The following is a 26,500-nucleotide window of genomic DNA, read 5'->3' on the forward strand; positions in this document are numbered from 1 at the left end:
TCAGGGCGGGAGCCGATCCCCGTGTCGAGAATCTGTCGTGGTGTTGTCTAGTCGCGGATGGCGGCGCGGGAGTCCGACAGCGTCACCGTCAGCCGGGCAATCGCCTTCGCTGTCCGGTCGTGGTGATCCTTGAAGCCCTCCCGGCGAGCCGGGATACCGCGCATCGAGCGCTTGAGCTGGCGCATCGCGGCGTCCACCGCCTCAATCGCCCGGTCCACCTGATGTGCCATGTCAGACCCTCCAGTCCCGCGACACCAGCTCGGTCTCGTACTTCTTCGCCGCTGCCCGCAACCGCTCCAGCGCGTCCAACGCCTGCTGCCGGTAGCCGGTGAGTTCGTCCTGAGTCGCGACCGTCCACCCCGGACCCTCGTGCCGGTCGTCAACCTTCTCGATCAACGGGGTGAGCCCGTCCATGGCCTCCAGCACCAAATCCATCGACGTCACGAACGCGCTATAGCGCTCCTTCGCCCGTCGGTTCACCGCCTGAATCTGCATACGCGCTCCCTCTGCCTTCTATGAATCAGCCGCGCCAGTCCGCCCGACGGCTTACGTTAATTTCTTTTTCAAGTTTCGCGGCGGTTAGCCACTCTTCGTCCCACGGCGGTGGGTCCCTCACATAGATTTCGACCAGCAACATCGCGATGATCGCCGAGTCGCGGTCAAACGAGCGCCCGGGTAGCCAGGAAACTTCCCAGCCTTCCGGGGTCAGTTTGGCTGTGTGTTCGGTCAGAGTGCTCCACGCCAGATCGCCACCGGTGTAGACAGCCATAGCTGTCTCACACCTCCCACTGGCACGAGCACACCCGGCACGTCGCGATGCGTGTCGTCGCCAGGTACCAGTCACCGTGACCGTTGGGGCAGGTCATCACGCACCCCGCTTCGGCCCGTACGGATCGAACGTCGACAACCCACCCGGCGCGCGGGAGTCCTGGTCGTCGTCGATATCGATCCACAATTCCCTGTTCCGCATTCCTACCTCCCCGAGGCGTTGTGGTAGAACCCCAAAACCCCCGGAAAACAGGCCGGGGATCAAGGCGCGCCACCACACATAGGCGCGTGTTTTTGGCATGGATCGGCCCACTCTGTAATTGACAATCAGCGATAAGCGCACTGGCCCGACTCGAACGGGCCGCCGCCCACACGGGCAACGCTCCAGGGCGTTGGTTCACCAGGAACGGGGCAGTTCCCAGCGGCCGGTCACCCACCGGCGGGCTACCGGCTACGCGGCGGAGGACAGGCCGCGCTCACCGGCAGGCTTGAGCCCCAGCGCCCGGAACGACAGACCCGAACGGTCACCCATCGCCCACGCCGACACCGTCGCGTCGATCAACTCGACCCGCATGCCCTCCTCGAACTCCTCCGAGGGCTCCGTCGCCAGCGTCACGCGGATCTCCTCACCCTTGCCCGCGCGCTGCCCCTCCCGCGCAACCGGCTTCGCGAACAAGGCCACGACGTACTGCTGAACGCCGTTGTGGTCGGTCGCCACCACCAACTCCTTGTTCTCGTTCTCCCGCATCTTCAGCGTCGGCGCCTCCGTGATCGTCAGCTTGAAGCCGCTCAGGTTCACCGGGATGTTCCGCATGTCTCTCGTCCTCCTGTGGGAACTGTCGTCCTGTGTTCCTGTGTTCCAGTAAACCATAACACCCGTACAGTGCGCTACCCTTCACCTGAGGAAAGGTGGACACGATGCCGATCAACGACGCCAGCGGCGTCTCCCCGTCGTTCCAAGTCGCCGCTGACCTGCGGAAACGGATCAGCCGGGGTGAATGGAAGGTGGGGGAGAGGCTGCCGGGAGCGCGAGCCCTGGCCGACGAGTACGGCGTGGCGTTGACGACGATCGTGCGCGCGACGGACGAGTTGCGCGAGCAGGGGTTGGTCGAGACGCGACGCGGCACCGGCAGCTACGTCGCCCAGGCACCCGCCGTTCTCCAATGGGACAACGACCGCTACGTGCGAAGCGCCAGCCCCGGCGCTGCCGCGACAGACCCCTTCGATCGCGTTGACGCGTCCATCTGGACTGAGGCCGCGCCGGAACACATCGCCCGACGCCTGAAGATCGAGTCAGGCGCGAAGGTGAGCGTGGTGCGGTACGTGTGGCACGTGAACGGGCAGCCGGTCCAGGTGAGCACTCAATGGGAGCCGCTTGCCCTCACGGCTGGCACGCCGATCGAGACACCGGTGGACGGCACGAAGGGAAATCCTAGTGTCGCAGAACGGTTTCGCTCGATCGGGATCACCGTGACGACAATCGAGGAACGGACACGAGCCCGCATGCCCGATGCCGACGAAAGCAGAGCGCTCCACATTGGCGCGGGTATTCCCGTCGTAGATATCGAACGGACGCACCTAGCCGGAGACCTGCCGGTTGAAACGGCGGACATCATCGTGCGAGCCGACCGAATCGTGCTCACCTCGACCCACACCCTCCAAACCGAAGGCGGAAGCGACCAGTGAAGGTCATCAGCGTCATCACCCCTGTACACCCGCCAAGCCTCAAGTACCTCATGGAGGCGTACGACTCGCTGCGCGCGCAGGAACTCCCGTCCGGCTGGCAGTGGGAATGGCTTGTCCAGGCGGACGGCGAACCCGACTTGCTCACCGGGCAGCTACCCGACGACGCGCGGGTGCGACCAGGCCACAACCGAAAGGGCGGCCCCGGTGTCACACGATCCGTAGCCGCGGGACGCGCCCGAGGCGAGCTGATCAAGACGCTCGACGCGGACGACATGCTGCTGCCCGGGGCATTGGCGCGCGACATCGCAGCACTGGAGGGTGAACCGGCGATCGGATGGACGACCTGCAAAGCCCTGGACCTCATGCCGGACGGTGCCCGGGTCGGCTTCGACGACGACCCCGCCGAAGGCATCATCCAGCGCGGCACGGTGCTCCAGTACTGGAAGACCCACGGCTACCGGTCCTGCGTCCACGGCGCCACGCTCTGCATCCGCAGCAAGCTTCTGCTCGCACTTGGGGGGTGGTCCCCGCTCCCAGCGTCCGAAGACACCGGTCTCGTCCTTGCGGCCAACGCTGTCTCACGCGGGTACTTCATCGCCACCCCTGGTCTGCTCTACCGCAAGTGGCCAGGACAGGTCACCCAGGCACCAGCACACTCCGATCCCGAGGAGTACGCGATCCGCATGCGCATGATCGGCGACCGCGCGGAAGCCCTCATGACCGTGATCGTTCCCGGCGAGTAACCAGCTCCCAGTGAACAGCGCACATGCCGTGTTCAAAGTTTCTCTACTTGTTCAAGGCGGCCCCTGCGGGGCCGCTGATCTGGCCCTCATCCTGTCGAACCGCCAGGCGCGGGCGTGCGGCTGGCGCCGGTCCCGCGCGGCGGTTCGACGGAGGCCAGGCGGCCCCACAGCCGCCGCAAAGGGAGAAGAACATGCCCTCGCCGGGCAGGCAATACCGCTAAGTTTAGGCGAGTTTCCGCAGCTCAGAGGCGTTTGGAGGCGTCGCCCACAGAGCGGTCACACCCCGACAGAACAGTTGCCTCAATTGAAGATTCCCCTCAACCGCAACGGCGACTGTCTCAAGTGGAGAACCGCCTAACCGGCGGGAACGACTGAACAGAGCCTCCGGTAACGCCCTGACCAGGTAAAACGTACTAACTTAGCGGTATTGCCCGGATGGCCGGCCTCCGCGCCGTCGAGAACGGCTACTCGCTGGTCCGGCAGGACTACGTCGGCTGGTCGGCGGCGTTCGACAGCCACGGTCGTGTGCTGTCCACCCAGAACACCTTGGTGGACCAGGAGTTGTGGCTCGTCGACGTGCCGGTCCACGGCGTCACCACGCCCTACCGCGTGATGGGGGACGCCGTGGCCTGGCTCTGCGTCGCGGGGGCGGTCGTCCTCATCGGATTCGGCGTCTTCCGGCGCCGTCCTCCGGTCGCCCGCTAGCCGTCCACAGTGGACAACGAAAGGCCGTCGATGTACCTCACCCAGTCGCTGCACCGGGCCGTGCGGCAATCGCCCGACCACCCGTTCACCGTGTACGGCGAGCGCACGCACACGGCGCGGCAGACCTACGACGTCGTCTCCCGCATCGCGGGCGGGCTGGCCGCGCTCGGCGTGCGCAAGGACGACCGGGTCGGCCTGCTCTCGCCGAACACGGACCGGTTCTGCCAGGTCGCGCTCGGCGTCGCGTGGGCCGACGCGGTCGTCGTGCCGCTCAACACCCGTTGGAGCGGCAAGGAAAACGCCTACGCGCTCGACGAGGCCGGCGTGACCGTCCTGTTCGTCGACGACGCCTTCCTGCCGGTCGTGGCCGAGCTGCGGGAGCGGGTGCCGGGCCTGCGCACGGTAGTCCACTGTGGAGACCGCCCCACGCCCGACGGCGTGGTACCGCTGGCCGGGTTGCTGGCGGCCGAGCCGGCCGAGGACGCGCACCGGCGGGGTGACCAGCCGGCCGGGATCTTCTACACGGGAGGCACGACCGGCTTCCCGAAGGGCGTCGTGCTCGGGCACCGGCAGCTCGTCCTCGCGGCCATGGGCACGCTGATGGCGCAGCGCAGGGTGCCGCACGGCGGGGCGTGCGTGCTGGTCGCGCCGGCGTTCCACCTCGCGGGGTTCGGGTCCTGGATCGCCGGCATGCTGACGGACGCGACCGTGGTGCCGGTCCCCGTGTTCGACCCGGCCGGGGTGCTGCGGGCGGTCGAGCGGCACCGGGCGAAGCAGATCATGCTGGTGCCGACGATGATCCAGCTGCTCGTGGACCACCCCGGCGCGGGCGAGTTCGACGTGAGCAGCCTGGAACTGCTGGCCTACGGCGGTTCCCCGATCTCCGAGGCGCTGCTCGTCCGCGCCCGTGCGGCGTTCCCGTCCGCGCGGTTCGCGCAGGCGTACGGCATGACGGAGTTGTCGCCGACCACGGCCGTCCTGTGCGACGAGGACCACGACGACCCGGTGCTGCGCAGGTCCGCCGGCCGCCCGGTGCCGTACTCGCGGGTGCGGATCGTGGACGAGGCGGGCCGAGAGGTGCCGCCGGGCGAGGTCGGCGAGATCGTCGTCGCCGGTGACCACGTGATGCTGGGGTACTGGAAGAAACCGGCGGAAACGGCGGCGGCGATCCGGAACGGCTGGCTGCACACCGGCGACGGCGGGTACCTGGACGAGCGCGGCTACCTCTTCGTCGTCGACCGCCTCAAGGACATGATCATCAGCGGCGGCGAGAACGTGTACTCGACGGAGGTCGAGAACGTGATCGCGCAACACCCCGCGGTGGCCCAGGTCGCGGTGATCGGCCTGCCCGACGACGAGTGGGGCGAACGCGTGCACGCCGTGGTGGCACTGGTTCCGGGCGCCACCCTCACCGTGGGAGAGCTTCGGGAGTTCTGCGGGCGGGAGATCGCCGGCTACAAGTGCCCGCGCAGCCTGGAGATCGTGGAACGGTTCCCGATGTCGGCGGCGGGCAAGATCCTCAAACGGGAACTGCGACGTGCTTCGGGGAACCAGGCACCGGGATGATCTCAGGGGAGTCCCCGATGCGCCGGGGCCAGCGGAACCGGTTGAGTGGGCGGCCGTAACGGACCGACGACCGACAGGGCTTCCGCCATGAAAACGACCGTCGAATGGATCAGCGTCGACGAGCGGCTTCCGCACGACGGCGCCGCGGTGTGCGCCGCGGTGACCGGCCGCTATCCCCCCGACGAATACGATCCCGAACCGGGCGAGGGCCTCGAGTTCTGGCTCGTGCTCCCGATGTACTTCCGGACGGTTCATCCGGTCGAGGAGACCGGTGAGATCGTCGAAAACTGTTTCGTCGACCCGGACTACGTGGTCCGCCTGCCCTTCGGCGGGGAGAGCGACGAGACGGTGACGCATTGGACGGCACTGCCGTGCCTGCCGGGCACGGACGTGCACCAGATCCTCGGCGAGGGGGTGCGACCGGCGCTGCACGCCGTGCGGTCCTGAGGAAGGCCTCGCACCCCCCGGCCCGGGATCAGGCGGTGAACCCCCCGTCGATGTTGAGGCTGGAGCCGGTGATGTAGGCGGCCTCGGGGCCGGCGAGGTAGGAGACGAAGGCCCCGACCTCGGCCGCGGTGCCGTACCGGTCCGTCGCCATGACGCCGAGCATCGACGGTGCGAGGGGCCCGTCGGCCGGGTTGGCGTCGGTGTCGATGGGGCCCGGCTGGACGTTGTTGATGGTGATCCCGCGCGGTGCCAGTTCACGCGCGAGGCCGCGGGTGAGGCTCTGCACCGCGCCCTTGGTCAGCGCGTACACGGATTGCCCGGGGAACGGCGTGCGGTCCGCGTTGATGCTGCCGATGTTGATGATCCGCCCGCCCTCGCCGAGGTGTGCCAGCGCGGCGCGGATCGCGATGACCACGGACCGGACGTTGATGGTCAGCATCGCGTCGATCTCGTCGATCTTCAGGTCGGTGATCGGGCCGAAGCTGCCGACACCGGCGTTGTTGACGAGGATGTCCAGACCACCGAACCGCTCGGCGGTCTGCGCGACGGCGGCCTCGACGTCCTGCTCGTGCCTGCTGTCGGCGTGGATCGGGTGCGCGACACCCCCCGTCGCGGCGGCCACGGACTCCGCCTGCTCCCGGGCCTGGGCGTAGGTGAATGCCACCTTCGCGCCGTCCGCCGCGAGCCGGGCGACGATCCCGGCGCCGACGCCCCTGGATCCGCCCGTCACCAGTGCGGTCTTGCCCTCGAGCGGTCGCGTTGCCATGCGGGTGTCCTCCTCGTGAATTATGGAATGTCCGCTCAAATACACACCGGGACGCGTGCGTTTGTCAAATTTGAGGGATCGCTCCATAACTGGTAGGGTCGGCGCCGTGGCGAGGCCGAGGAAGTTCGATGAGCGGGCCGTGCTCACGGCCGTGCGGGACAGGTTCTGGCGCCGTGGTTACGCGAGCACGTCGATCCAGGACCTCACGGACGCGACGGGGCTGGGGACGCAGAGCCTCTACGGGGCGTTCGGCAGCAAACGCGCGCTGTTCCTCCGGATCCTCGACGAGTACTGCGCGCGCCAGGCCGCGGGGCTCGAGGCCGCCCTCGACGAGGACCCGAGCCCGTGGCACGGCCTCGCCTCGGCCGTGGTGTTCGAGGACGGCGGCCGCATGGAGCTGCCGCCGCAGGGCTGCCTGATGGCCAACAGCGCCGCGGCGCTGAGCGCGCAGGACGAGGGGGTCCGGGCCCGCGCGTGCCGGTCCTATTCGGGGACGCTCGAGCTGTTCGCCGGGCGGATCAGGGAGGCGCAGGAGAGCGGCGAGATCGACGACGACCTCGATCCGGAGGCGACCGCGCGGGCGCTGATCGCCGTCATGCAGGGGATCGAGTTCCTGCACAAGGCGGGTATCGGCGAGGAGGAGTTCCAGCGCGCCAAGACGGCCGCGCTGGAGATGATCGAGCGCGCCGTGGGCCGCTGACGTGACGACGATCGGCACCCAGATCCGCGTGCTGGACACCAGCAAGTACCTGCCCTGGCGTGACGGCGCCATCGCCGTCAACCGCGACGAACTCGCCCCTCACCCGCCACGGCCGAGGCGGACAGGAGCGTCGCGGCGGCGAGGCTGCCCCACAGGGTGACCGGGCCGCGCGCCGCGAGGGCGGTGATGACGGCGGGGGAGACCGCGAGGCCGAAACCCGTGGAGAGCTGGAAGCGGGCGAGGGCGCGGCCCAGGAGGTGAGCCGGAGCGACCGCGGTGACGAGTGCCGTGGCGCTGCCGGCGTAGATGATCTCGCCCAGCGTGCAGACCACGGACACCGCGGCGACGGCCGGGGCGCCCCAGCCCGACGTGACCGCGAGGAAACCGAGGTAGGACACGGCGAGCACGACGCCGCCGAAGGCGAGCACGGACCGCCGGGAGAAACGGGACAGCAGGACGGTGACCGGCACCTGCAGGGTGACCACCAGCACCGTGTTGGCCACGAAGACCGCGGCCGACCACGCCGGGGACGCGTGCAACTGCGTCACGAGCACCAGCGGCAGCGCGATTTCCGGAATGTTGAGGCAGAAGACGTAGACGACGTTGGCCGCCAGCAACGCGGGCATCCGCGGGGCCGGACCGTCCGGGGAACGCCCGGCGCCAGGAGCGGCGCGCAGGTGGACCGACCACGCCAAGGCGGCCGCGGCCAGGTAGGCGAGCCCGGTGACGACTGCCAGTGCCCGCAACGCGCCGGTGCCGCCCGCCAGGAACGCGGTCGCCAGGAGACCACCCGCGCCCAGGGCGGCGTTGCGCAGCACGCGCCCCGCGGCGAGCGCGGCGTCGCGTTCGCGGCCGTGCGCGATCGTCGCCACGACAGCCGCGTGGGCGGCCGGCCACACGGCATTGCCGACGCCGAGGAAGAGCGCCGCCGCCGTGAACAGCCAGACGTGTCCCGCCGGGGTGACCAGCAGCAGTGCCACGCCCAGCACCCGCACCAGCATCGACGCCGCCACGACCGTGCTGCGCGCGCCCCGGTCCAGCCACCGGCCCACCGCCGGCATGCACCCCAGTGCCACGACGACGCCGGCGGTCATGGCGGTGCCGGCGACCGGCGCGGACAGCCCCAGCACGGTCACGCCGTAGAGCAGCAGGAAAGGCCGCAGCAGCCCGGTGCCGAGCGCGTCCACGGCCAGGGCGACGGCGTAGCGGGGGCCACCGGAGGCGCGGACGAGGACACGCGGCTGGATCTTCGTTGCCATGGCGCCCACCGTGCGCCCGGGCACCGGGGAAGCCACGTCGATTGACGACCACCGTCAATCGACGCCGACGCGGGCCGTACTGGCGGTGAGAATGAGGGGGTGACGTTGAGGATCGACATCGGCGGCGTGCCCTCCGGTGGGCTGCGGTTCGCCGCCTCGCCGTTGGCCGAGCTGACCGCGATGCTGCACGTGCTGGCCGAACCCGGGCACCACCCGCAGCTGGCGGGCTGGGCCGCGAACGTCTGGGCGGGGTTGCGGCCGGAGCTCGCCGAGCGGCTCAAGGAGGCGGAGTTCCTCTGGCGTTCCTCGCGAGCCGACTTCCTGGTGCCCGCCCGCCCCCGGCCGACCCTCGCCGGGGAGCTGGACGAGGTGGACCGGCTCGACGACGAAACCTACGCGACCGCCGCGCTCATCACCACGTGCGGCAGCAACCGTGTCCACTTCGGACTGCCGTCACCGCTCGCCGACGCGACGGCGCGCGAGCGGGCGCTGGACCTCGCCCAGGCCCGGGGCGCGCTCCAGGAGGCCTTCGCGGAACGGCTGCTCGCGGATCCGGCGGCCGTGCGGGCGCGCGTGCGCCAGACCCTCGAATGGTGCGGCGAAGCCTTCTTCGACGCCGCCTGGGCGGACGTCACCCCACGGCTCGCCGCCGATCTGCGCCTGAAGAACGACCTGCTGAAGCGGAAAGGCATCGGCGCGGCGCTCGCGTCGATCTCCGGCGCCGTCGCGCTGGCGCCGGACGGCAACGGCATCGTCGTCGACAAGCTGCAGGACAACGCGACCACCGCCGGCGACTCCGGGGTCACGTTCCTGCCCAGCGTCTTCGGCCGCCCGCACATCGTGGCGGTCCACGCGCCCGGGTGGCAGCCGGTGCTGCAGTACCCCGTCACCGAGGCGGATGTCCCGGAACCGGTCTCGCTGGAAACGGTCACGCTGCGGCTGGAAGCGCTGGCGCACCCCGTGCGGCTGCGGCTGCTGCGCACCCTGGCCCGCGGCGCGCACACCACCGGCGAGCTGGCCCACGCGTGGGAACTCACTCCGCCGGAGGTGTCCCGGCACCTCGCGGCCCTGCGCCGCGCGGGCCTGCTCACCGCCCGGCGGCAGGGCCGGTACGTCCGGTACACGGTGAACGTGCCCGACCTGACGGCACTGGGCGCCGACCTGCTCGCTGCCGTGCTGCGCTGAGTGCGGCGCGCGCGTCAGCGCTGGCCTGTCGTCGGCCGCCTCCGTGGCCCGCGCGCCTCGCGCGCGTCAGCGCTGCCCGGGTGCCGCGGGTTGCCGGAGCAGGTGTTCGACCAGGCGTTCCTTGGCCAGGGCGAGGTGACGCCGGTAGGTGCCGTAGGGCACGCCGAGGCGCCGGGCCGCGGCCTTGTGCGTGCGGGAGGCCGAGATGTACGTGGCGGTGAGCGCTTCGTGCGCCCTGACCCCGGCGGGGTCGACCAGCAGCGCGTCCAGCGCCTTGGTGATGGCGCCACGCAGGTCCGTGACCGGGTCCGGCGAACCGGGCGGAACGAGGTGCGAGCGCAGCAGGACGTTCGTGGCGAACTCCCGCGGCGTGTGCCACGTGCGCAGCGCCTCCAGCACGCCGTCCTCGAACGCGGCGCGCGGCAGGTCGCCGTCACGCTCGTCGCCGGGCCAGGTCGCGACGGGCGGGGCCGTCGCGCGGGCCCGGTGCCGCACCCACTGTTCCACGGTCTGCCGCCGCCAGTCCCGGCCGAAGACGTGCTGTTCCCGCCCGCCGACGTCGACGACCGCGACCTCCCGCAGCCCGGCCGCGGCGAGGTAGCGCCGCCAGCGCTCGCCGTCCTCGAAGACGGTGAAGGTGACCGCGCGCCCCCTGGTCCTCATCTCCTCCGCGATCGTGCGCCTGCTGATGAGGTCCATCAGCGGCGAGCGGCGCTGGTACCAGCCGGGGTGCACCGCGAACCGCCGGATGCCCAGGTGCTCGCCGGGGCCCAGCGGAGCGGCCGCCGCCACCAGGTCCCAGACCACGTCGATCACCGGGTCCGCCGCGCGGTCCTCGGGCAGCGGCGCGCCCAGCCGCAGGATGGCCATGAACGCCACCGGCGTGGTGGAGCCCGCGTAGCGGTACACGCGGAACGCCTCCGGCTGGCGGCGCACCCAGTGCGCGACCGCGGCCGCCGACTCCGGGCCCTCGGCCTCCTCGGCCATGCGCAGCACGCCGGGCACGTCCCCGGCCCGCAGCGGGGCGTCCTCGACGTGGGGATGCGCGCGCCAGTCGTAGGGGTCTTCCGGACCGCCCTGGTCCCGGAAGAGGAACATCCACTCCGCGGCGCGCAGCAGCGCGTCGTCCTCGGCGGCGGCCCGCACCGCCCGCAGGCCCGCGAGCGAGATGCGGACGCGGACGTCGTCGTAGCGCTCGGGATCCCGCCAGCGCAGGTCGGCCTCGAGCGTCGCGCGCACCGCGTCGTGCGGGTACAGCCCTTCGGGGGTGGCCTCGATGTAGGGCTGCTGGCGCAGCCACGAGAACAGCGCCGTGGTGTCCTCGTCCCCGAGCACGGCGCGCAGCAGCGGCTCGCGCGTGACGTAGGCCTGCGCGACGACCTCCAGTGCCCGCTGGTGGACGGTGCTGGGCAGGTCGCCGACCAGCCGCTCGACGAGGGTGGTGAGCACGTCGCCGGTGGGCTGCCACGGCGCGCCGGGCGCCGCGGGCACGGACGCGGCCAGCGACAGCGCGAGCGGGCTGCCGCCGGCGAAGGCGACGAAGGCGCCGCGTTGTTCGGCGGGGACACCGCGCGCGGCGAGCAGCGCGTCGGACTGGGCGGCGTCGAGCGGCCGCACCGCCAGTGCGGTGAACAGCTGCGCCCACCCCGGGTCCAGCGACCACTCCACGTCGGGGGCGACCCTGCTGGCCAGCACCACCACCGCGTTCTCGGCGAGCCGCAGCAGGAAGGTCTCCCGCAGCCACGCCTCCAGCGGCTGGCACTGCTCGAAGGTGTCGATGAGCAGCACCGCGCCCGGGTCGGTGCACGCCGTGGCCGCGGCCTCCTCCAGCCGGCGCGGATCGGCGTCGACGAACCGGGCGTCGACGTGCACGACGGTGCGGCCGGCGAGCCCGGCCCGGCGGGCGGCGTAGCGCAGCAGGGAGGACTTGCCGATGCCGCCAGGGCCGTGCAGGTACGCCACGAGCGGCGCGTCCGCCGCACCCGAGAGCATCCGGTCGAGCGCCGCCCGCTCCCGTTCCCGGCCCACCAGTGCCCCGGCCCGTGCCGCGGCCAGGCGGCTCGCGAGTTCCGTCGCGCCCAATCCGGCTCCTCTCGTCGGGATCCATCTTGCCGCCGGAGATCGGGCCGGTGAAGCGCGTGGGTGGGCAGTGTTGGGCGTGACTGAGCACCGCGGGACGTGGATATCGGGCAGTGCGGTGACCCAGGGTCGCGGGTAGGAGGACGGCGCCGCCGTCCACGGACCCCGAGGACCGCCATGAGCATCCCCTACCTCGCGCAGCGGGAGGACCAGCAGCAGCTCGAGTGGATCGGCGGCGGCGTCTTCAGCGTCCTGCTCGACGCCGAGGCGACCGGCGGGCAGCTGACCGTGGGCCGCTTCGCCGTCAGCGAGGGCGAAGCGCCGCCGTTCCACCTGCACAACAACGAGGACGAGGTCTTCCTGCTGCTGTCCGGTTCCGCGCTGGTGTGGGCGGGCGAGGAGGAGCACGAGCTGGGGGAGGGCGGGATCGTCTTCCTGCCCCGGCGCATCCCGCACAGCTACCGGATCACCTCGGAGAAGGCGGACCTGCTGCTCATCGCGACCCCGGGCGGGCTGGAGAAGATGTTCCGCCACGCGGGCCGTGACCTGCGTGAGCCGCGGCCGGAGGGCTTCGAGATCACGCCGCAGATGCTCGCCGAGGCCGCCGAGCTCGCGGGGAACGTCGTCCTCGGCCCGCCCCGCTGACGGGCGTGCCCCACATCACTTTGCTTCGAATTCAAAGCAAGGTTAGTGTTCTTGCCAGGTGCTTCGAACTCGAAGCAACAACCAGGAGAGTGAGAGTCCGATGAAGGCGATGCGTTTCTCCGAGTACGGCGACCCGGGTGTCCTGCGGTACGAGGACGTCGAGCTGCCCGTCCCCGCCGCCGGGCAGGTCCGGGTCCGCGTCACGGCGACGTCGTTCAACGGCGTCGACGGCAACATCCGCGGCGGGTTCATGCAGGGGCCGATCCCGGTGGAGCTGCCGCACACCCCCGGCATCGACGTGGCGGGCACGGTCGACGCGCTGGGCGAGGGGGTGGACGGGCTCGCGGTCGGGGACCGGGTGATCGGTTTCCTGCCGATGGACAAGCCCGGCGCCGCCGCCGAGTACGTCCTGGCCCCGGCCGAGGTCCTGGTGCCGGCGCCCACGAGCATCCCGCTGGCCGACGCCGCCGCGCTGCCGGTGGTGGGGCTGACCGCGTACCAGGCGCTGTTCGACCACGGCAAGCTGACGGCCGGGCAGCGGGTGCTGATCAACGGCGCGGGTGGCGCGGTCGGGGGCTACGCGGTGCAGCTGGCCAAGCGGGCGGACGCGCACGTGATCGCCACGGCCAGCCCTCGCACCGGCGAGGCGGTCAAGTCCGCGGGTGCCGACGAGGTCATCGACCACACCACGACGGACGTGCTGTCCGCGGTGAGCGAGCCGGTGGACGTCGTGCTCAACCTCGCCCCGGTCGCCCCGGAGCAGCTGGCCGCGCTGGTCGGCCTGATCCGCCGGGGCGGGGTCCTCGTCAACACCACGGTGTGGATGCCCGCGCCGTCGGACGACGAACGCGGGGTGCGCGGGATCGACCTGTTCGTGCGCAGCGACACCGGTCAGCTGTCGCAGCTGGTGGAGCTGATCGACCGCGGCGAGCTGCGGGTCGACGTCGCGCGGCGGGTGCCGCTGGCCGAACTGCCCTCGGTGCACGCCCAGGCCGCCGCCGGTGAGCTGGCGGGCAAGGTCGTCATCACCGTGGCTCCGGAAGGCCGCTGACCATGGCGCTGAGCCTGGACCCGGAGATCGCGGAGGCGCTGGCCCCGATGGCCGGCGCCACCGCGCCCGCGGTGGGCGACGTCGCCGCGCGCCGCGCGCTGTGGGAGCCGATCATCGGCGCCGCCTCGGCGGCGCAGCCGATCCCGGACGACGTCAAGACCACCGACTACCACGCCACCGCCGGGGACGGTGCGCGGATCACGATGCGCTGGTACACAAAGGACGGTGCGACGCCGGGTCCGGCGGTGCTGTTCTTCCACGGCGGCGGGTACATCTTCGGCCACATCGACCTGTTCGACGGGCCCGTCTCCCGGTACGTGTCCGCCAGCGGCGTACCGATGCTGTCGGTCGAATACCGCCGTGCGCCCGAAAACCCGTTCCCGATCCCGCTGGAGGACGCCTACACGGCGTTGACCTGGCTGCACGAGCACGCCGCGGAACTGGGCGTCGACCCCGGTCGGATCGCGGTGATGGGCGACAGCGCGGGCGGGGGCATGGCCGCGGGGCTGACCATCCTCGCCCGCGAGCGCGGTGGCCCGGGGATCGCCCGGCAGATCCTGATCATGCCGATGCTCGACGACCGCACCCCTCCGCCGGACCCGCACGTGGCGCCGTACCTGCTGTGGTCCCACGAAGACAGCCGCACCGCGTGGCCCGCCCTCCTCGGCGGCTCGGCGGACGTGCCCGCCACGGCGGCACCGGCGCGGCTGGCGGACGCGGCGGGCCTCCCACCCGCCTACATCGAGGTCGGCCAGCTCGACCTCTTCCGCGACGAGGACACCGCCTACGCCACGAAACTCAGCCGGGCCGGGGTGCCGGTGGAGTTCCACCTCCACCCCGGTGCGCCCCACGAATTCGACTCGATCGCCTTCACCGCTGACGTCTCCCGGCGCGCCGTCGCCGACCGCGTCCGGGTGCTCAAGTCGATCTGAGCGGGGCGGGCCGCCGGTTGACTCGCCGCCCCGATCGCGTTACGTTTCGGGAAAAGTAACACGGCAAGCGGGAGGGCGGCATGGCGAACCTGGCCACCGTGCTGGACGTCTCCGCCGGGCGCTTCGGCGCGCGGGAGTTCCTCGTCGCGGGGACGCGTCGCCTGACGTTCGCGGAGGTGTCACGACGGGCGGCGGCGCTGGCGCGGCGGCTGGTGGATTCCGGGGTCGCACCCGGGGACAAGGTGGCGCTGTCGTGCCCCAACGTGCCGGAGTTCACCATCGCGTACTGGGCGGTGCTGCGGGCGGGCGGTGTGGTGGTGCCGCTCAACATCCTGTTGCGCGCCAGGGAAATCGCCTACCACCTGGAAGACTCGGACGCGGTCGCGCACCTCGTGCACGACGACCCGCGCCTCGTGGGAACCGCGCGCGAAGCCGGCGGCCGGGTCTGGACCATCGGTGCGGACGAGGCGGGGGAGACGACCTGGTGCGGCGAGCCGCTGACCGGTCCCGCCTCGTTCGCCACCGTGCCGCGCGAGGACGGCGACACCGCCGTCATCCTCTACACCTCCGGCACCACGGGACGGCCCAAGGGCGCCGAACTCACCCACCGCAACCTGCGGCTCAACGCGCGCGCGGCGGAGTCGGTGTACGAACTGGACCCCGCCCGGCCGGACACCCACCTGCTGGTCGCGCCCCTGTTCCACTCGCTGGGGCAGACGTGCGTGCAGAACGCGTCCACCGCCTGCGGCTCCAGGATCGTGATGCTGCCCAGGTTCGACGCCGCCGAGGCGCTGCGGCTCATGCTCGACGAGCACGTCACGATCTTCGCCGGGGTGCCGACGATGTTCTGGGGGTTGCTGCGGGCGCTCGACGACCTGCCGGAGGGAAAGCGCTTGCACGGGCGGCTCCGCGTGGCCGCCTCAGGTGGGTCGGCCCTGCCGGTCGAGCTCCACAGGGAGTTCGAGGCCCGGTTCGGCGTGTCCATTTTGGAGGGTTACGGGCTGTCCGAGACCTCGCCGATGGCCAGCCACACCAGGCTGGGTGAGCCGGTCCGCGCCGGGTCCATCGGCCGTCCCGTCGACGGCGTCGAGATGAAGCTGATCGCGGACGACTGGTCCGACCTCCCGGGCGAACCGGGGACCGTCGGTGAGATCGCGATCCGCGGGCACAACGTGATGAAGGGCTACTACAAACGGCCCGAGGCGACGGCCGAGGCCATCCGCGGCGGCTGGTTCCGCACCGGGGACCTGGCCCGCAAGGACGCCGACGGCTGCTACTACATCGTCGGCCGGTCCAAGGACCTCATCATCCGCGGTGGCTACAACGTCTACCCGCGGGAGGTCGAGGAGGTGCTCATGGAGCACCCGGCGGTGTCGCTGGTCGCGGTGATCGGGGTCCCGCACCCCTCGCACGGGCAGGAGGTCAAGGCCGTCGTCGTCCCCGCCGAGGGCCACGAGGGCGTTCGGCCCGAGGACCTGGTGGACTGGAGCCGGAAGCAGCTGGCGGCCTACAAGTACCCGCGGATCGTCGAGTTCCGCGAGCACCTGCCGATGACGTCCACCGGCAAGATCCTCAAGCGGGAGATCTCCTGAGCCGTCTCCGCGTCAGCGGGCGCGGCGCAGGTGCGCCAGGAGCGCTTCGTTCACCGTGTCCGGGGCCTGCTGGTGCACCCAGTGCCCGGCACCTTCCACGACGACGGTGCGCAGGTCCTCGAACGCCCGCGCGCCCGGTTCGGACCGCATGAACGTGGTCACCGGGTCCTCGCTGCCCGTGACGAACAGCGAAGGCTGCCGGAAGACCCGCTCCGGCGCCGCCTTGGTGTGGCGCCAGTTGTCGTCGATGTTGCGGTAGTAGTTGAGCCCGCCCGCGAAACCCGTGCGGCGGAACTGCGCGGCGATCCTGCCGAACATCTCCGGCGGCAGCCAACCGGGCGGGCACACGGGCGTGCCGGTGTCGAGGAGGTCGTAGCGGTCGCTGAAGATCGCGGCCAGTGCACGCTCGACGTCGCGCATCAGCAGTGCCTCGGCGGGACCGGCTTCCTGGAACCGGATCTGGTAGAACTGCTCGCCCCAGCGGGCGCGGAGGATCCGGGTCGGCGGGGCGGGCGCGGGCGCGGTGTACGGCACGCTGAAACCGGCGAGCGAGCGGACGGCGGCCGGGTGGTCGAGGCCGAGCTGCCACACGCACGCGGCGCCCCAGTCGTGGCCGACGAAGTGGGCCGCGTCGGCACCTTCGTGCTCGAGCAGGCCGATCAGGTCCAGCCCGACCGTGCGCAGCGCGTAGGCCGATCGTTCGCGGGGGCGCGAACTCCCGCCGTAGCCGCGCATGTCGGGAGCCAGCACGCGAAAACCCGCCTCGACGAGCACGGGGATCTGCAGCCGCCAGGTCAGTGCGAGGTCGGGGAACCCGTGCGCGAGCACGACGAGCGGGCCTTCACCCGCCGCGGTCACCGCGAGCTCCACCCCGTTCACCCGCCACAGCTCGGGCTCGATCGCGACCGTCATCGTGCCGCCTGGTTGAGCCGCACCAGCATCTTGCCGACGTTGGCGCCGGACAGCAGGCCGAGCAACGCTCCGACGGCGTTTTCGAGGCCGTCCACCACCGTCGTGGGCGGGTCGAACGAGCCGTCCTGGAGCCAGCCGCGGGCGAGCGCGATCCAGCCCGGCCAGCGGTCCAGGTGGTCCAGCACGATGAAACCCCGCAGGGACAAGCGTTTTCTCGTGATCAGCGCGAGGTTGGCAGGGCCGGGCACGGGTTCCTCGGCGTTCGCCTGGGACACCGAGCCGCACACCGCCACCCGGCCGCCCGTCCGCAGCGCGTCGAGAGCGGCCTCCAGCTGGTCCCCGCCCACGTTGTCCAGGTACACGTCGATCCCGTCGGGCGCCGCGGCGCGCAGGGCGGGCCCGACCGGTCCCGCCTTGTAGTCGATCGCCCGGTCGTACCCGAGTCGCTCCACCAGCCTCCGGGCCTTCTCCGGCCCGCCGGCCGACCCGATCACCGTGGCGGCGCCGAGGTGCCGGGCGACCCGGGCGGCCACCACGCCGACGGCACCGGCGGCGGCCGACACGAAGACGACGTCGCCGGGGCGCACGGGTGCGAACTCGCTCAGCGCCAGGTACGCGGTGAGGCCGGGCATCCCGAGCACGCCGAGGTAGTCCGAGCCGCGGACGCCCGCCGTGTCCACGCGATGGGTGTCTTCCGCCCGGACGACGGCGAAATCCCGCCAGCCGCTGTGGTGCCACACGACGTCCCCCGCACGCAGCCCCGGGCTCCGCGACTCCACGACCGTGCCGATGGCGGCGCCGTCGAGCGGAGCGCCGAGGGCGAACGGCGGGAGGTAGGACGGCACGTCCCGCATGCGGGCGCGCATCGAGGGGTCGACGGACATCCAGTCGTTGCGCACCACCACTTCTCCCGGCTCCGGGGCGGGCACGGCGCGCTCCACGATGGTGAAGTCGGCCGGGGACGGCACTCCCACCGGACGCGACACCAGGTGGACTTCTCGGCTGGTCGTGGTCATCGGTTCCTCCACTGTTACATCTTCTTGAACGTAACACACCTTGCGGCCGGGCGTTGTGAGCTGTTACACATGTCCACACGTAACACAGGGAGGGAGGGGCAACGATGCCCACCACTGCCAACGGAATCCACTACGAGGTCCGCGGCGACGGGCCGCGGACGATCGTCCTGCTGCCGGGCTTCGGGTGTTCGATCGAGTGCTGGGCCGGGGTGGCCCCGCTGCTCGACGGGTACCGGACCGTCCTGGTGGACCTCCCCGGGCACGCGGGCTCGTCCGGCGCGCGGGCCGACGGGAACCTCGCCCGTCTCGCGGACACCGTTTTCGAGGCCTGCCGGGAAATCGGGCTCACCGGTTTCGCCGTGGCCGGGCTGTCGCTGGGCGGTGCGATCAGCGTGCGGATCGCGCTGGACCACCCCGCCGAGGTGGAGGCGGTCGTGGGGGTCATGCCGTGGAACGCGGGCGGGACTTCGCCGGGTGACCCCGTCATCGAAGCCTTCTACGCCGCCTTCGGCGACCTGGACACGATCACGGCGGGCGTCGCGGGCATCTCGCACGACCCCGCGAAGACGACCGACCTGGTGCGGACCATGCCCACGGTCACCGAGCAGATGTGGCGTGGCTGGCTCGGCGGCGGCGTGTACACGAGCATGGCCGACGAGCTGCCCGGGTTGCGGGTGCCGCTGCTGTACCTGGTCGGCGGCAAGGACGTCGTGGTCAACCTGGAGAAGCAGATCTCGGACGTGCGGCAGGTGCCCGGCGGCAGGCTGGTGCTGCTGGCCGACGCCGGGCACCTCGCGTGTTACGAGACGCCCGAAGTGGTCGCCGCGGAAATGCGGCAGTTCCTCGGGGCGCCAGCGGTCGCGGCCGTGTGACGCTCAGGAGAGCAGCCGCCGGATGGCCGTCCCGACCTTGGTGGCGTCCGGTTCACCGCCGGTGATGAGGTCCACGTAGCAGAACGACTCGGCGATGCGGACCACGAGGTAGGCGAGGTCCTCGAGCGGGAGCCCGCCGGGCGGGTCGGGCAGCTCGTCGCGCAGCAGGCCGGTCACGTACGCGATGAAGTTGTGCTGGAGCTCGCTGCTGCGGGTCGTCAGGATCCGCAGCGCGATCTCGCCCTCCTGCTGCAGGAACGTGCGCATGTACGGCGCGTCGAGCACCGCGGCGATGAACCCCTCCAGCGTGTCGGCCACCGCGTCGACCCCGGTGGCCGCGGTGCGTTTCCGGCAGCGGTCGAGGGTCGGTCTCGCCAGCGACCAGTTGACCTCGCCCAGCAACCGGTCGCGGCTGCCGACCCAGCGGTTGAGCGTCATCCGGCTGACGCCGAGCTCGGTGGCGAGCGCCTGCATCTCGATGCGGGTCCCGCTGCGGAACTGCCGCCGCGCCAGCTGGACCGCGGCGTCCCGCCCCTGGGGCGCGGGCGCCGCGTCGCGCTTCGAGGCGGCGTGACGGGGCGCGGCAGGCATGCACCGCAGCCTAGTGGGTGCGCCGTCCGGTGGGGCTCGGCACGCCCGGGAGACGCGAACGCGGGCACCCGGGCACTGGCCGGCGTCCGGGTGCCAGGGGGAATAGGCGTTCCCTATGGACCCTGCTGCGATTTCGTCTTTGCTTCGCGTTCTTTTCCGGACTTAGCCTGGGGAAACCGGAGAACGCAAGGGAAAGGAAATCGTGCATGACCACGACCGAAAACGGTTCCGCAACCCGGGAACTCGCCGGAAAGCGGGCCGTGGTCACCGGTGGTTCCCGTGGAATCGGGGCGGCGATCGTGCGCCAGTTGCTGGACGCGGGCGCCGAGGTGCTCACGACGGCCAGGTCCGAGACGAGCACCGTGCCGGAGGGCGCGTCGTTCGTGGCGGTCGACGTGCGTACGCGCGCCGGGATCGAGGAACTCGCCGCCGCGGTGGAGGAGCGGCTGGGCGGAGCGGACATCGTGGTCCACAACGCCGGGGGCGCGGGGCCGCACCCGGGTGCGCTGGCCATCCCCGACGAGGAGTGGCTGAACGCGCTGAACCTGAACTTCCTGGCGTCCGTGCGGCTGGACTCGTTGCTCGCGCCGGGGATGCGGGAGCGCGGTTCGGGGGCGATCGTGCACGTCGCCTCGGCGGCCACGCCCACCGTGGCCCCGCCGTGGCTGCACTACACGACGGCGAAGGCGGCGCTGGAGAACTACAGCCGCGGCCTGGCGCTGGAGCTGGCCGGGTACGGGGTGCGGGTCAACATCGTGTCGCCGGGCCGCACGGAGACTCCCGGTGGGGTGGCGAGGCGGAAGGAGTGGTCGTTGATGACGGAGGGACCCGGGCAGGACGTGACTTCGCCCCCGCTGGGCCGGGACGGCCGCCCGGACGACATCGCCAACGCCGTTTTCTTCCTCGTTTCCGAGCGGGCGAGCTGGGTCACCGGAAGCACGCTCGTCGTCGACGGCGGCGAATACCCCAAACACTGAAAGGCGCGCACGTGTACCGCGGCAAAAATGTGGTGATCACCGGCGGAAGCAGTGGAATCGGCTTCGGGGTGGCGAAATTCTTCGTGGCGGGTGGCGCTCGGGTGGCGATCACCGGGCGTTCGCAGGCCACCCTCGACGCGGCGCGGCAACAGCTCGGCGAGAACGTGGTGACGGTGCGGGGTGACGTGGCGTCGCCGGCGGACCTGGACGAGATGGCCGACCGGGTGAAGCGCGAGCTCGGTTCGGTCGAGGCCTTGTTCGTCAACGCCGGGATCACGAGGTCGTCGCCGTTCGAGTCGATGACCGAGGAGGTGTACGACGAGCTGTTCGCGATCAACGTCAAGGGCGCCTACTTCACCGTGCAGAAGCTCGCTCCGCTGCTGAGCACGGGCGCCGGCGTCGTCCTCACCACCTCGGCCGCGAACGTGCAGGGCATCGAGGGGGCGAGTGCCTACGCGGCGGGCAAGGCGGCGGTGCGCTCGATGGCCCGCAGCCTCGCCCGCGAGCTCCTGCCGCGGGGGATACGGGTCAACGCCGTCAGCCCCGGCCCCATCGACACCGAGATCCTGGAGAAGGAGATGAGCGCGGAGGACGCCGCGGCGTTCAAGGCGCAGGTGGTCGCGAACAACCCGATGCAGCGCTTCGGCGGCCCGGACGAGATCGCGCGGGCGGTCGCCTTCCTCGCCTTCGACGCGACCTACACCACCGGCGCCGAACTCGCCGTGGACGGCGGTGCGACGCAGCTGTGACCAGGGAAACGGTGCTCATCACCGGCGGGACCAGCGGGATCGGTCTCGCCACCGCGCGGCTGCTGCACGAGCGCGGTGCGGAGGTGCTGGTGACCGGCCGGAACCCCGAGACGATCCGGGCGGCCCGGGCTGAACTCCCCGGCGAGGTCGAGATCGTCGAGGCCGACATCGCCTCGCTCGCCGACACCGACCGCGTCATCGCCGCGGCGCGTGACCGCTTCGGTTCGCTCACGGGAGTGTTCCTGAACGCGGGGGTCAACAAGGCGGTGCCGCTGGGAGAAGTGGACGAGGACACCTACGACGAGGTGTTCGCCGTCAACGCGAAGGGGCAGTTCTTCTTGCTGCAGAAGGCCTTGCCCCTCCTGGCGGACAACGCGTCGGTGGTGTTCACGGTCGGCATCGCGGCCACCCGCGGCCTGCCGGGCGCGAGCCTCGGTGCGGGCAGCAAGGGGGCGTTGCTGGCGATGGTGCCGTCGCTGGCGGTGGAGCTGGCGCCGCGCGGGATCCGGGTCAACGCCGTGAGCCCCGGCCCGATCGCGACGCCGATCTGGGCCAAGTCCGGGATGCCGGCCGAGCAGGTGAGCGCGGCCAGGGAGGCCGTCGCGGCGGGGGTTCCGCTGGGACGGCTCGGCGAGGCGCGGGAAGTCGCTGCGGCCGTGGCCTTCCTGCTCTCCCCGGACGCGGGCTACATCACCGGCGAGAACCTCGTCGTCGGCGGCGGCACCGGCCTGCGGGTCTGACCGCGGCGGGGCCTTCACGGGGCGGGCGCCAGCGCCCGCCCCGCTTCTGCGAAGACCTCGCGGATCCAGCGGTGCTCCGGGTCGTCGTCGTGCATCGGGTGCCACCACAGGGCTTCCACGAGCGGCACGGGCTCGAAGGGGCACGGCAGGATCCGCACTCCGTCCACACCGGACAGCAGCCGCGCCACGTGCCCTTGGAGCAGCCCGATCCGGTCCGTGCCCGCGACGAGGTGGGGGACCGCGAGGAAGCTCTCCACCACGGCGGTCACCCTCGGCTCGATCCCGAGCGCCTGCAGCTGCCGGGCGACCGTGGTGAACGCGGTCGCCGACAGGTAGGTGAACACCCACGGCAGCTTCCGCAGGTCGTCCATCGTCAGCGCGTCGCCGACCTGGTCGTTGCTCTCACCGACCACGCACACCCAGGAGTCCGCGAACAGGTCGGCGTGCGGGACGCCGCGGAGGTACCCGTGCGGCAGCATCATCCCGTCGACGTGCCGCAGGCTTTCCGGCGCGTTGTCCACAATGGACGCCGTGCTGGGCTCGAACCGCAGGCGCACCCCGGGTGCGCGTTCGTCGAGGATCCGGCCGACCGCGGCGCCCAGCACGGCCACCACGTAGTCCGAGGCGGCGACCCGGAACTCGCGGCCCGAGGTGGTCGGGTCGAACCCGGGGTGCGCGCTGAACGCCTGCCGGACCCCGATGAGCGCCGCCTCGGCGCGGGGGCGCAGCTGCGCGGCCAGCGGGGTCAGCTCGTAGGCGTTGCCCTTGCGGACCAGCAGCTGGTCGCCGAAGTGCCGCCGCAGCCGGGCCAGTGACGAGCTGAGCGCCGGCTGGCTGAGCCCGAGCCGGGCGGCGGCCCTGGTGACGCTCTTCTCCCGCAGGAGCATGTCCAGGGGGACAAGGAGGTTCAGGTCCAGGTTCGTGAGGTTCACGGTCGCCCTCTCCTTCGCCGTTGACGCGCGGACGCGGAGGAGTCTACGCTAAAACCAGAATCAACATTCTAAATCTTGTTTCTACGGCCACTGGAGGTCGCTGTGCACTTCTCCGCGTTCCTGACCACCCGGTCCTCCGGTCCCGCCGACGACCGGCCCGTCATCGAGGCGATGGTCGACCACGCGGTGGAGGCCGAACGGCTCGGGTTCGACGCCGTCTTCCTGCCTGATCACCACTTCACCGGCTACGCGCCGCCGGCCAGCGACCCGATGATGTTCGCGGCCTACCTCGCCGCGAAACTGCCCCGGCTGCACTTCGGGTTCTCCGTGCAGACCATCCCGCTGCACCACCCGGTCCGCTTCGCCGAGCGGCTCAACCTCATCGACCAGCTCACCGACGGCAAGGTCCTCGTCGGCACCGGCAGCGGGACCACGCCGGAGGAGATGATCGGGCTAGGTATCAATTACAAGGACACCGCGCAGCTGTCGGTGTCCAATCTGGAGCTCGTGGAACGCTTGTGGGCCAAGGAGATCTCCGACCCGCCGATCGAGTTCGACAACGGGCACTACCGCGGCTCGGTCGTCTCGCGGATCGTGCCCGCGCCCTACTCGGCCGGCGGCCCGCAGCTGATGTCGGTCGCCGCGCGGCCGTCGAGCACGCAGCGGGCGGCGAGCAAGGCCCAGCCCGCGTTCATCCTCGCCTTCACGCCGCCGACGATCGACGACGGGCGGCCGCTGGAGCACCTGCGCCGCTACTTCCAGGCCTACCGCGAAGCGCTGGAGGCGGCCGGGCACGACGAAGCCCGCGTCGCCCACGCGCTGGAGTGGACCACGCACACCTACCAGCACGTGCACCTCGCCGAGACCGACGAGCAGGCCGAGGAGGAGCTGCAGCTGCTCATGGAGCAGTACCAGGAGGCGATCGAGCGCGAGCACGTCGCGAACCTCGCCGCCGAGCGGATCACGGGCGTGACGCTGCCCCCGCCGCCGGACGCCCGCAAACCCGGCTACCAGCGCACCTGGTGCCTGTGGGGCAGCCCGGAAACCGTCACCGAGCACCTGCGGGAGATCCAGGGCATCGGGATCGGCAACGTGCTCGGCGGGTTCCTCGGCGGGCCGCTGACCCCGGAGCGGGTCGCGCTGGGCCGTCAGTCGATGGAGCTGTTCGCCACGCGCGTCATGCCGCACTTCCGGGCGGCGGCGTGACCGGCGCGCTGGATCCGGCGCGCAAGGCGGCGCTGACGGCCGGGGAGACCGGGTACCGCACCCCGGCCGAGCCCGCCGTCGGGCTGCGCCCGGTGTACCTCGTGGACGGTCCGCTCGGCCTGGTCAGCCCGACCTTCGACGAGCGGGACACGTCGCTGCTGCTGCCGAGCGGGATCGCGCTGGGCGCGACCTGGGATCCGGACGTGGTGCGGTCGGTGGCGGCGGCGGAAGGCTCGGAAGCCCGCAGCCGTGGTTTCGACGCCGTCTACGCGCCCAACCTCAACCTGGCCCGCACCGGGCTTTCCGGCCGGACGTTCGAGATGCTGTCGGAGGACCCGTTGCTGGCCGGGGTGCTCGGCGCGGCGTTCGTCGAAGGCCTGCAGGGACAGGGCGTCGCCGCCGTGCCGAAACACCTGGTGTGCAACGACACCGAGACCGAGCGCCAGCGGATGAGCGCCGACGTGGACGACACCGCCCTGCGCGAGGTGTACCTGCGGCCGTTCGAGCACGCCGTCCGCGCGGGAGCGTGGGCGATGATGACCGCCTACAACCGGCTCAACGGCACGCCCTGCGCGGCGCACGCCGAGCTGCTGGCGATCGTGAAGGACGAGTGGGGTTTCGACGGAATCGTGATTTCCGACTACTTCGCCCTGCACGAGACGCTCGGGCCCGCGCTCGCCGGGCTCGACCTCGAAATGCCCGGTCCCGCCATCCACTTCGGCGCTCGCCTGGCCGAGGCGGTGGAACGCGGGGACGTGCCGAGGGAGAGGCTCGACGACGCGGTGACGCGGCTGCTCCGCCTGGCGCGCCGGGTGGGTGCGCTCGACGGGAGCAGTCCTCAGGTCACGGCGCCGGATGTGCCGCCGCACGAGGTGCTGACCGACGCGGCTGTGGCGTCGTTCGTGTTGTGCCGTAACGAGGACGAGCTGCTTCCGCTGGCGCCCGGGACGCGGCTGGCGGTCATCGGGCCGAACGCCGACCGGCCCTGTTACCAGGGCGCGACGTTCGGCCGCATCCGTCCCGAAGGGGGCGTGACGACGCCGGTGGAGGCGTTGCGCAAACGCTTTCCCGTGAGCTACGAGCGGGGTGTGGACAGCGTTCCCGCGGTGTCGCTCGGCGCGTTCGATGTGTCCACTCCGGACGGTCAGCCTGGGGTGCTGCTGGAGCACTTCCGGGACGGCGAACTCGTGTTGTCGGAGGTGCGGGGGGATAGCGCTTTCATCTGGTTCGGCCACGTGCCGGGGGTCGGTGCGACCACCGGGCCGGGCGTGCTGCGCCTGACCGCCGTGTGCACGCCGACCGCCGACGGGCGGTGGACGTTCGCGGCGGGCGGGTCCGGGACGACGGTGCTGTCGGTCGACGGGACGGTGCTCGCGTCCCGGCCCGCCCCGGCCCCGGGTGACGTGATGGGGCAGGTCGCCCGTGCGGAGACGACGGGTGCCGAGGTCGAGCTACGGGCGGGACAGCCGGTGACCGTGGTCGCCGAGATGACGTCGGCGGGCAGCCGCGTGCAGGCGTTGACGGTGACCTGTGCCCCGCCGCCGGTGCCCGGTGCGCTGGCGCGTGCCGTGCGAGCGGCGGCCGAGGCCGACGCGGTCGTCCTCGTGGTCGGGGACGAGCTGGAGACCTCGCGCGAGAGCCGGGACCTGGAGTCGTCGGCTTTGCCCGCGGCGCAGGTGGAGCTGATCCGGGAGGTGTGCCGCGCCAACCCGCGGACCGTGGTGGTTGTCAACGCCGGGCGCCCGGTCGACGCGCCGTGGGCCGGTTTTGCGGGTGCGGTGTTGCAGGGCTGGTTCGCCGGCCAGGGGTTCGCGGACGCGCTGGCACGGGTCCTCGCGGGCGACGACGAACCCGGCGGCCGTATGCCGGTGACCGTCCCACTGCGCGACGAGGACCGTTCCACGCACGGCGAGACGCTGGACGCGGACCTGCGCCGGAACTACACCGCCGCGGAGCCGACCGGCTACCGGCACCTCGCGCGCACGGGCACGCGGGCGCGGTTCGCGTTCGGCTCGGGGTCGGGCTACACGACGTTCCACTTCGGACCGTCGCGCTGGGACGGACGGCGCGTCCGGCTCGACGTGACCAACACCGGTGCGCGGCGAGGTCGTGAAGTGGTGCAGGTGTACGTCCGCGCCCCGGGCGAGGCGGACGCGCGGCTGGCGGGGTTCGCCGGGGTGCGGTTGGCGCCGGGGGAGACCGCGGAGGTGGAGGTCGTGCTGGAGGGGCGGGTGTGGCAGCGGTGGCGTGAGGGCCGGTGGCAGGTGCCGCCGGGCAGGCACGAGGTGCTGGTGGGGCGCTCGGCGGAGGAGGTCGTGGAGGTGCTGGAGCACGAGGTGTGATGGTGGGTGGCGCCGGGGAGGCCGCGGCAGGTGTGGAGC

28 protein-coding genes are annotated in these 26,500 nt (G+C 71.6%); 17 read left to right on the forward strand and 11 right to left on the reverse strand.

Annotated features, from left to right (window positions below; translation table 11 throughout):
- Positions 1–47: 47 nt before the first annotated feature.
- The 4 genes from BMZ92_RS11080 to BMZ92_RS11090 form a co-directional block, all read right to left on the reverse strand.
- Positions 48–230 carry a hypothetical protein gene (locus BMZ92_RS11080; RefSeq protein WP_091505872.1) on the reverse strand — a complete coding sequence of 61 codons (183 nt, stop codon included), beginning with the start codon at positions 228–230 and terminating at the stop codon, positions 48–50.
- Between the two features lies 1 nt (position 231).
- The gene (locus BMZ92_RS11085) at positions 232–495 is read right to left on the reverse strand and encodes a hypothetical protein (protein WP_091505873.1); all 264 of its coding nucleotides are present in this window, start codon (positions 493–495) and stop codon (positions 232–234) included.
- A 25-nt stretch (positions 496–520) separates the two neighbouring features.
- On the reverse strand, positions 521–769 hold the full coding sequence (locus BMZ92_RS36835) for a hypothetical protein (RefSeq protein WP_143249845.1): 249 nt from the start codon (positions 767–769) through the stop codon (positions 521–523).
- A gap of 450 nt (positions 770–1,219) precedes the next feature.
- The gene (locus BMZ92_RS11090) at positions 1,220–1,582 is read right to left on the reverse strand and encodes a hypothetical protein (RefSeq protein WP_091505875.1); all 363 of its coding nucleotides are present in this window, start codon (positions 1,580–1,582) and stop codon (positions 1,220–1,222) included.
- A gap of 104 nt (positions 1,583–1,686) precedes the next feature.
- On the opposite strand from BMZ92_RS11090, the gene BMZ92_RS11095 reads away from it, so the two are divergent.
- From BMZ92_RS11095 to BMZ92_RS11115, 5 genes are all read left to right on the forward strand, one after another.
- The gene (locus tag BMZ92_RS11095; RefSeq protein WP_143249846.1) at positions 1,687–2,454 is read left to right on the forward strand and encodes a GntR family transcriptional regulator; all 768 of its coding nucleotides are present in this window, start codon (positions 1,687–1,689) and stop codon (positions 2,452–2,454) included.
- A complete protein-coding gene (locus BMZ92_RS11100) occupies positions 2,451–3,197 on the forward strand; it encodes a glycosyltransferase (protein ID WP_091505878.1) in 747 nt (248 codons plus the stop codon). The genes BMZ92_RS11095 and BMZ92_RS11100 overlap by 4 nt, the downstream gene beginning before the upstream one ends.
- A gap of 435 nt (positions 3,198–3,632) precedes the next feature.
- Complete coding sequence (locus tag BMZ92_RS11105) at positions 3,633–3,902, forward strand: carbon-nitrogen hydrolase family protein (RefSeq protein ID WP_091505880.1); 270 nt, start codon at positions 3,633–3,635, stop codon at positions 3,900–3,902.
- 9 nt (positions 3,903–3,911) lie between these two features.
- Positions 3,912–5,468 (forward strand): long-chain-fatty-acid--CoA ligase, encoded by a 1,557-nt coding sequence (locus tag BMZ92_RS11110; RefSeq protein ID WP_245782999.1) that lies wholly within the window; start codon positions 3,912–3,914, stop codon positions 5,466–5,468.
- Between the two features lie 87 nt (positions 5,469–5,555).
- Positions 5,556–5,915, forward strand: coding sequence for an AQJ64_40280 family protein (locus tag BMZ92_RS11115; protein WP_091505883.1), 360 nt, complete (start codon positions 5,556–5,558; stop codon positions 5,913–5,915).
- A gap of 28 nt (positions 5,916–5,943) precedes the next feature.
- Here the strand turns inward: BMZ92_RS11115 and BMZ92_RS11120 are convergent, their stop codons facing one another.
- On the reverse strand, positions 5,944–6,681 hold the full coding sequence (locus tag BMZ92_RS11120; protein ID WP_091505885.1) for an SDR family oxidoreductase: 738 nt from the start codon (positions 6,679–6,681) through the stop codon (positions 5,944–5,946).
- 106 nt (positions 6,682–6,787) lie between these two features.
- Here BMZ92_RS11120 and BMZ92_RS11125 point away from each other — a divergent pair, with 106 nt between their 5' ends.
- Complete coding sequence (locus BMZ92_RS11125; RefSeq protein ID WP_091505887.1) at positions 6,788–7,381, forward strand: TetR/AcrR family transcriptional regulator; 594 nt, start codon at positions 6,788–6,790, stop codon at positions 7,379–7,381.
- 77 nt (positions 7,382–7,458) lie between these two features.
- On the opposite strand, the gene BMZ92_RS11130 is transcribed toward BMZ92_RS11125, so the two are convergent.
- Positions 7,459–8,640, reverse strand: a complete 1,182-nt coding sequence (locus BMZ92_RS11130) for an MFS transporter (RefSeq protein ID WP_177228640.1) — start codon at positions 8,638–8,640, stop codon at positions 7,459–7,461.
- A 99-nt stretch (positions 8,641–8,739) separates the two neighbouring features.
- Between BMZ92_RS11130 and BMZ92_RS11135 the strand changes: the two genes are divergently transcribed.
- Positions 8,740–9,825, forward strand: coding sequence for a helix-turn-helix domain-containing protein (locus BMZ92_RS11135; RefSeq protein ID WP_091505890.1), 1,086 nt, complete (start codon positions 8,740–8,742; stop codon positions 9,823–9,825).
- A 66-nt stretch (positions 9,826–9,891) separates the two neighbouring features.
- On the opposite strand, the gene BMZ92_RS11140 is transcribed toward BMZ92_RS11135, so the two are convergent.
- The gene (locus tag BMZ92_RS11140) at positions 9,892–11,907 is read right to left on the reverse strand and encodes an AAA family ATPase (RefSeq protein WP_245783000.1); all 2,016 of its coding nucleotides are present in this window, start codon (positions 11,905–11,907) and stop codon (positions 9,892–9,894) included.
- Between the two features lie 174 nt (positions 11,908–12,081).
- Between BMZ92_RS11140 and BMZ92_RS11145 the strand changes: the two genes are divergently transcribed.
- The 4 genes from BMZ92_RS11145 to BMZ92_RS11160 all read left to right on the forward strand — a co-directional run bounded on the left by BMZ92_RS11145 (position 12,082) and on the right by BMZ92_RS11160 (position 16,124).
- Positions 12,082–12,549, forward strand: coding sequence for a cupin domain-containing protein (locus BMZ92_RS11145; RefSeq protein ID WP_091505892.1), 468 nt, complete (start codon positions 12,082–12,084; stop codon positions 12,547–12,549).
- Between the two features lie 100 nt (positions 12,550–12,649).
- Positions 12,650–13,600, forward strand: coding sequence for an NADP-dependent oxidoreductase (locus BMZ92_RS11150; RefSeq protein ID WP_091505894.1), 951 nt, complete (start codon positions 12,650–12,652; stop codon positions 13,598–13,600).
- Positions 13,601–13,602: 2 nt separating this feature from the next.
- A complete protein-coding gene (locus BMZ92_RS11155; protein WP_091505895.1) occupies positions 13,603–14,532 on the forward strand; it encodes an alpha/beta hydrolase in 930 nt (309 codons plus the stop codon).
- 80 nt (positions 14,533–14,612) lie between these two features.
- On the forward strand, positions 14,613–16,124 hold the full coding sequence (locus BMZ92_RS11160; protein WP_091505897.1) for a long-chain-fatty-acid--CoA ligase: 1,512 nt from the start codon (positions 14,613–14,615) through the stop codon (positions 16,122–16,124).
- 12 nt (positions 16,125–16,136) lie between these two features.
- On the opposite strand, the gene BMZ92_RS11165 is transcribed toward BMZ92_RS11160, so the two are convergent.
- Both BMZ92_RS11165 and BMZ92_RS11170 read right to left on the reverse strand, forming a co-directional pair.
- Positions 16,137–17,036, reverse strand: coding sequence for an alpha/beta fold hydrolase (locus tag BMZ92_RS11165; protein WP_091505898.1), 900 nt, complete (start codon positions 17,034–17,036; stop codon positions 16,137–16,139).
- The gene (locus tag BMZ92_RS11170; RefSeq protein WP_091505900.1) at positions 17,033–18,052 is read right to left on the reverse strand and encodes an NADP-dependent oxidoreductase; all 1,020 of its coding nucleotides are present in this window, start codon (positions 18,050–18,052) and stop codon (positions 17,033–17,035) included. Before BMZ92_RS11170 ends, BMZ92_RS11165 begins: the two co-directional genes overlap by 4 nt.
- A gap of 104 nt (positions 18,053–18,156) precedes the next feature.
- Between BMZ92_RS11170 and BMZ92_RS11175 the strand changes: the two genes are divergently transcribed.
- Positions 18,157–18,924, forward strand: a complete 768-nt coding sequence (locus BMZ92_RS11175; RefSeq protein ID WP_091505901.1) for an alpha/beta fold hydrolase — start codon at positions 18,157–18,159, stop codon at positions 18,922–18,924.
- Between the two features lie 3 nt (positions 18,925–18,927).
- Here BMZ92_RS11175 and BMZ92_RS11180 read toward each other — a convergent pair whose 3' ends face one another.
- The gene (locus BMZ92_RS11180; RefSeq protein ID WP_091505903.1) at positions 18,928–19,515 is read right to left on the reverse strand and encodes a QsdR family transcriptional regulator; all 588 of its coding nucleotides are present in this window, start codon (positions 19,513–19,515) and stop codon (positions 18,928–18,930) included.
- Between the two features lie 206 nt (positions 19,516–19,721).
- Between BMZ92_RS11180 and BMZ92_RS11185 the strand changes: the two genes are divergently transcribed.
- From BMZ92_RS11185 to BMZ92_RS11195, 3 genes are read left to right on the forward strand one after another with little or no spacing between them, the layout of a single operon-like run.
- Positions 19,722–20,492, forward strand: coding sequence for an oxidoreductase (locus tag BMZ92_RS11185; RefSeq protein WP_091505904.1), 771 nt, complete (start codon positions 19,722–19,724; stop codon positions 20,490–20,492).
- Positions 20,493–20,503: 11 nt separating this feature from the next.
- Positions 20,504–21,241, forward strand: coding sequence for an SDR family oxidoreductase (locus tag BMZ92_RS11190; RefSeq protein ID WP_091505906.1), 738 nt, complete (start codon positions 20,504–20,506; stop codon positions 21,239–21,241).
- On the forward strand, positions 21,238–21,981 hold the full coding sequence (locus tag BMZ92_RS11195) for an SDR family oxidoreductase (RefSeq protein ID WP_091505908.1): 744 nt from the start codon (positions 21,238–21,240) through the stop codon (positions 21,979–21,981). Before BMZ92_RS11190 ends, BMZ92_RS11195 begins: the two co-directional genes overlap by 4 nt.
- Before the next feature lie 14 nt (positions 21,982–21,995).
- Here BMZ92_RS11195 and BMZ92_RS11200 read toward each other — a convergent pair whose 3' ends face one another.
- Positions 21,996–22,913, reverse strand: a complete 918-nt coding sequence (locus BMZ92_RS11200) for a LysR family transcriptional regulator (protein WP_091505909.1) — start codon at positions 22,911–22,913, stop codon at positions 21,996–21,998.
- A gap of 102 nt (positions 22,914–23,015) precedes the next feature.
- Here BMZ92_RS11200 and BMZ92_RS11205 point away from each other — a divergent pair, with 102 nt between their 5' ends.
- Together BMZ92_RS11205 and BMZ92_RS11210 are read left to right on the forward strand one after the other, a co-directional pair.
- The gene (locus tag BMZ92_RS11205; RefSeq protein ID WP_091505911.1) at positions 23,016–24,119 is read left to right on the forward strand and encodes an LLM class flavin-dependent oxidoreductase; all 1,104 of its coding nucleotides are present in this window, start codon (positions 23,016–23,018) and stop codon (positions 24,117–24,119) included.
- On the forward strand, positions 24,116–26,461 hold the full coding sequence (locus BMZ92_RS11210) for a beta-glucosidase family protein (RefSeq protein WP_091505912.1): 2,346 nt from the start codon (positions 24,116–24,118) through the stop codon (positions 26,459–26,461). Before BMZ92_RS11205 ends, BMZ92_RS11210 begins: the two co-directional genes overlap by 4 nt.
- The last annotated feature ends 39 nt before the right edge of the window (positions 26,462–26,500 follow it).

The sequence above is a fragment of the Amycolatopsis sacchari genome (assembly GCF_900114035.1).
GTDB classification, from domain to species: domain Bacteria; phylum Actinomycetota; class Actinomycetes; order Mycobacteriales; family Pseudonocardiaceae; genus Amycolatopsis_E; species Amycolatopsis_E sacchari.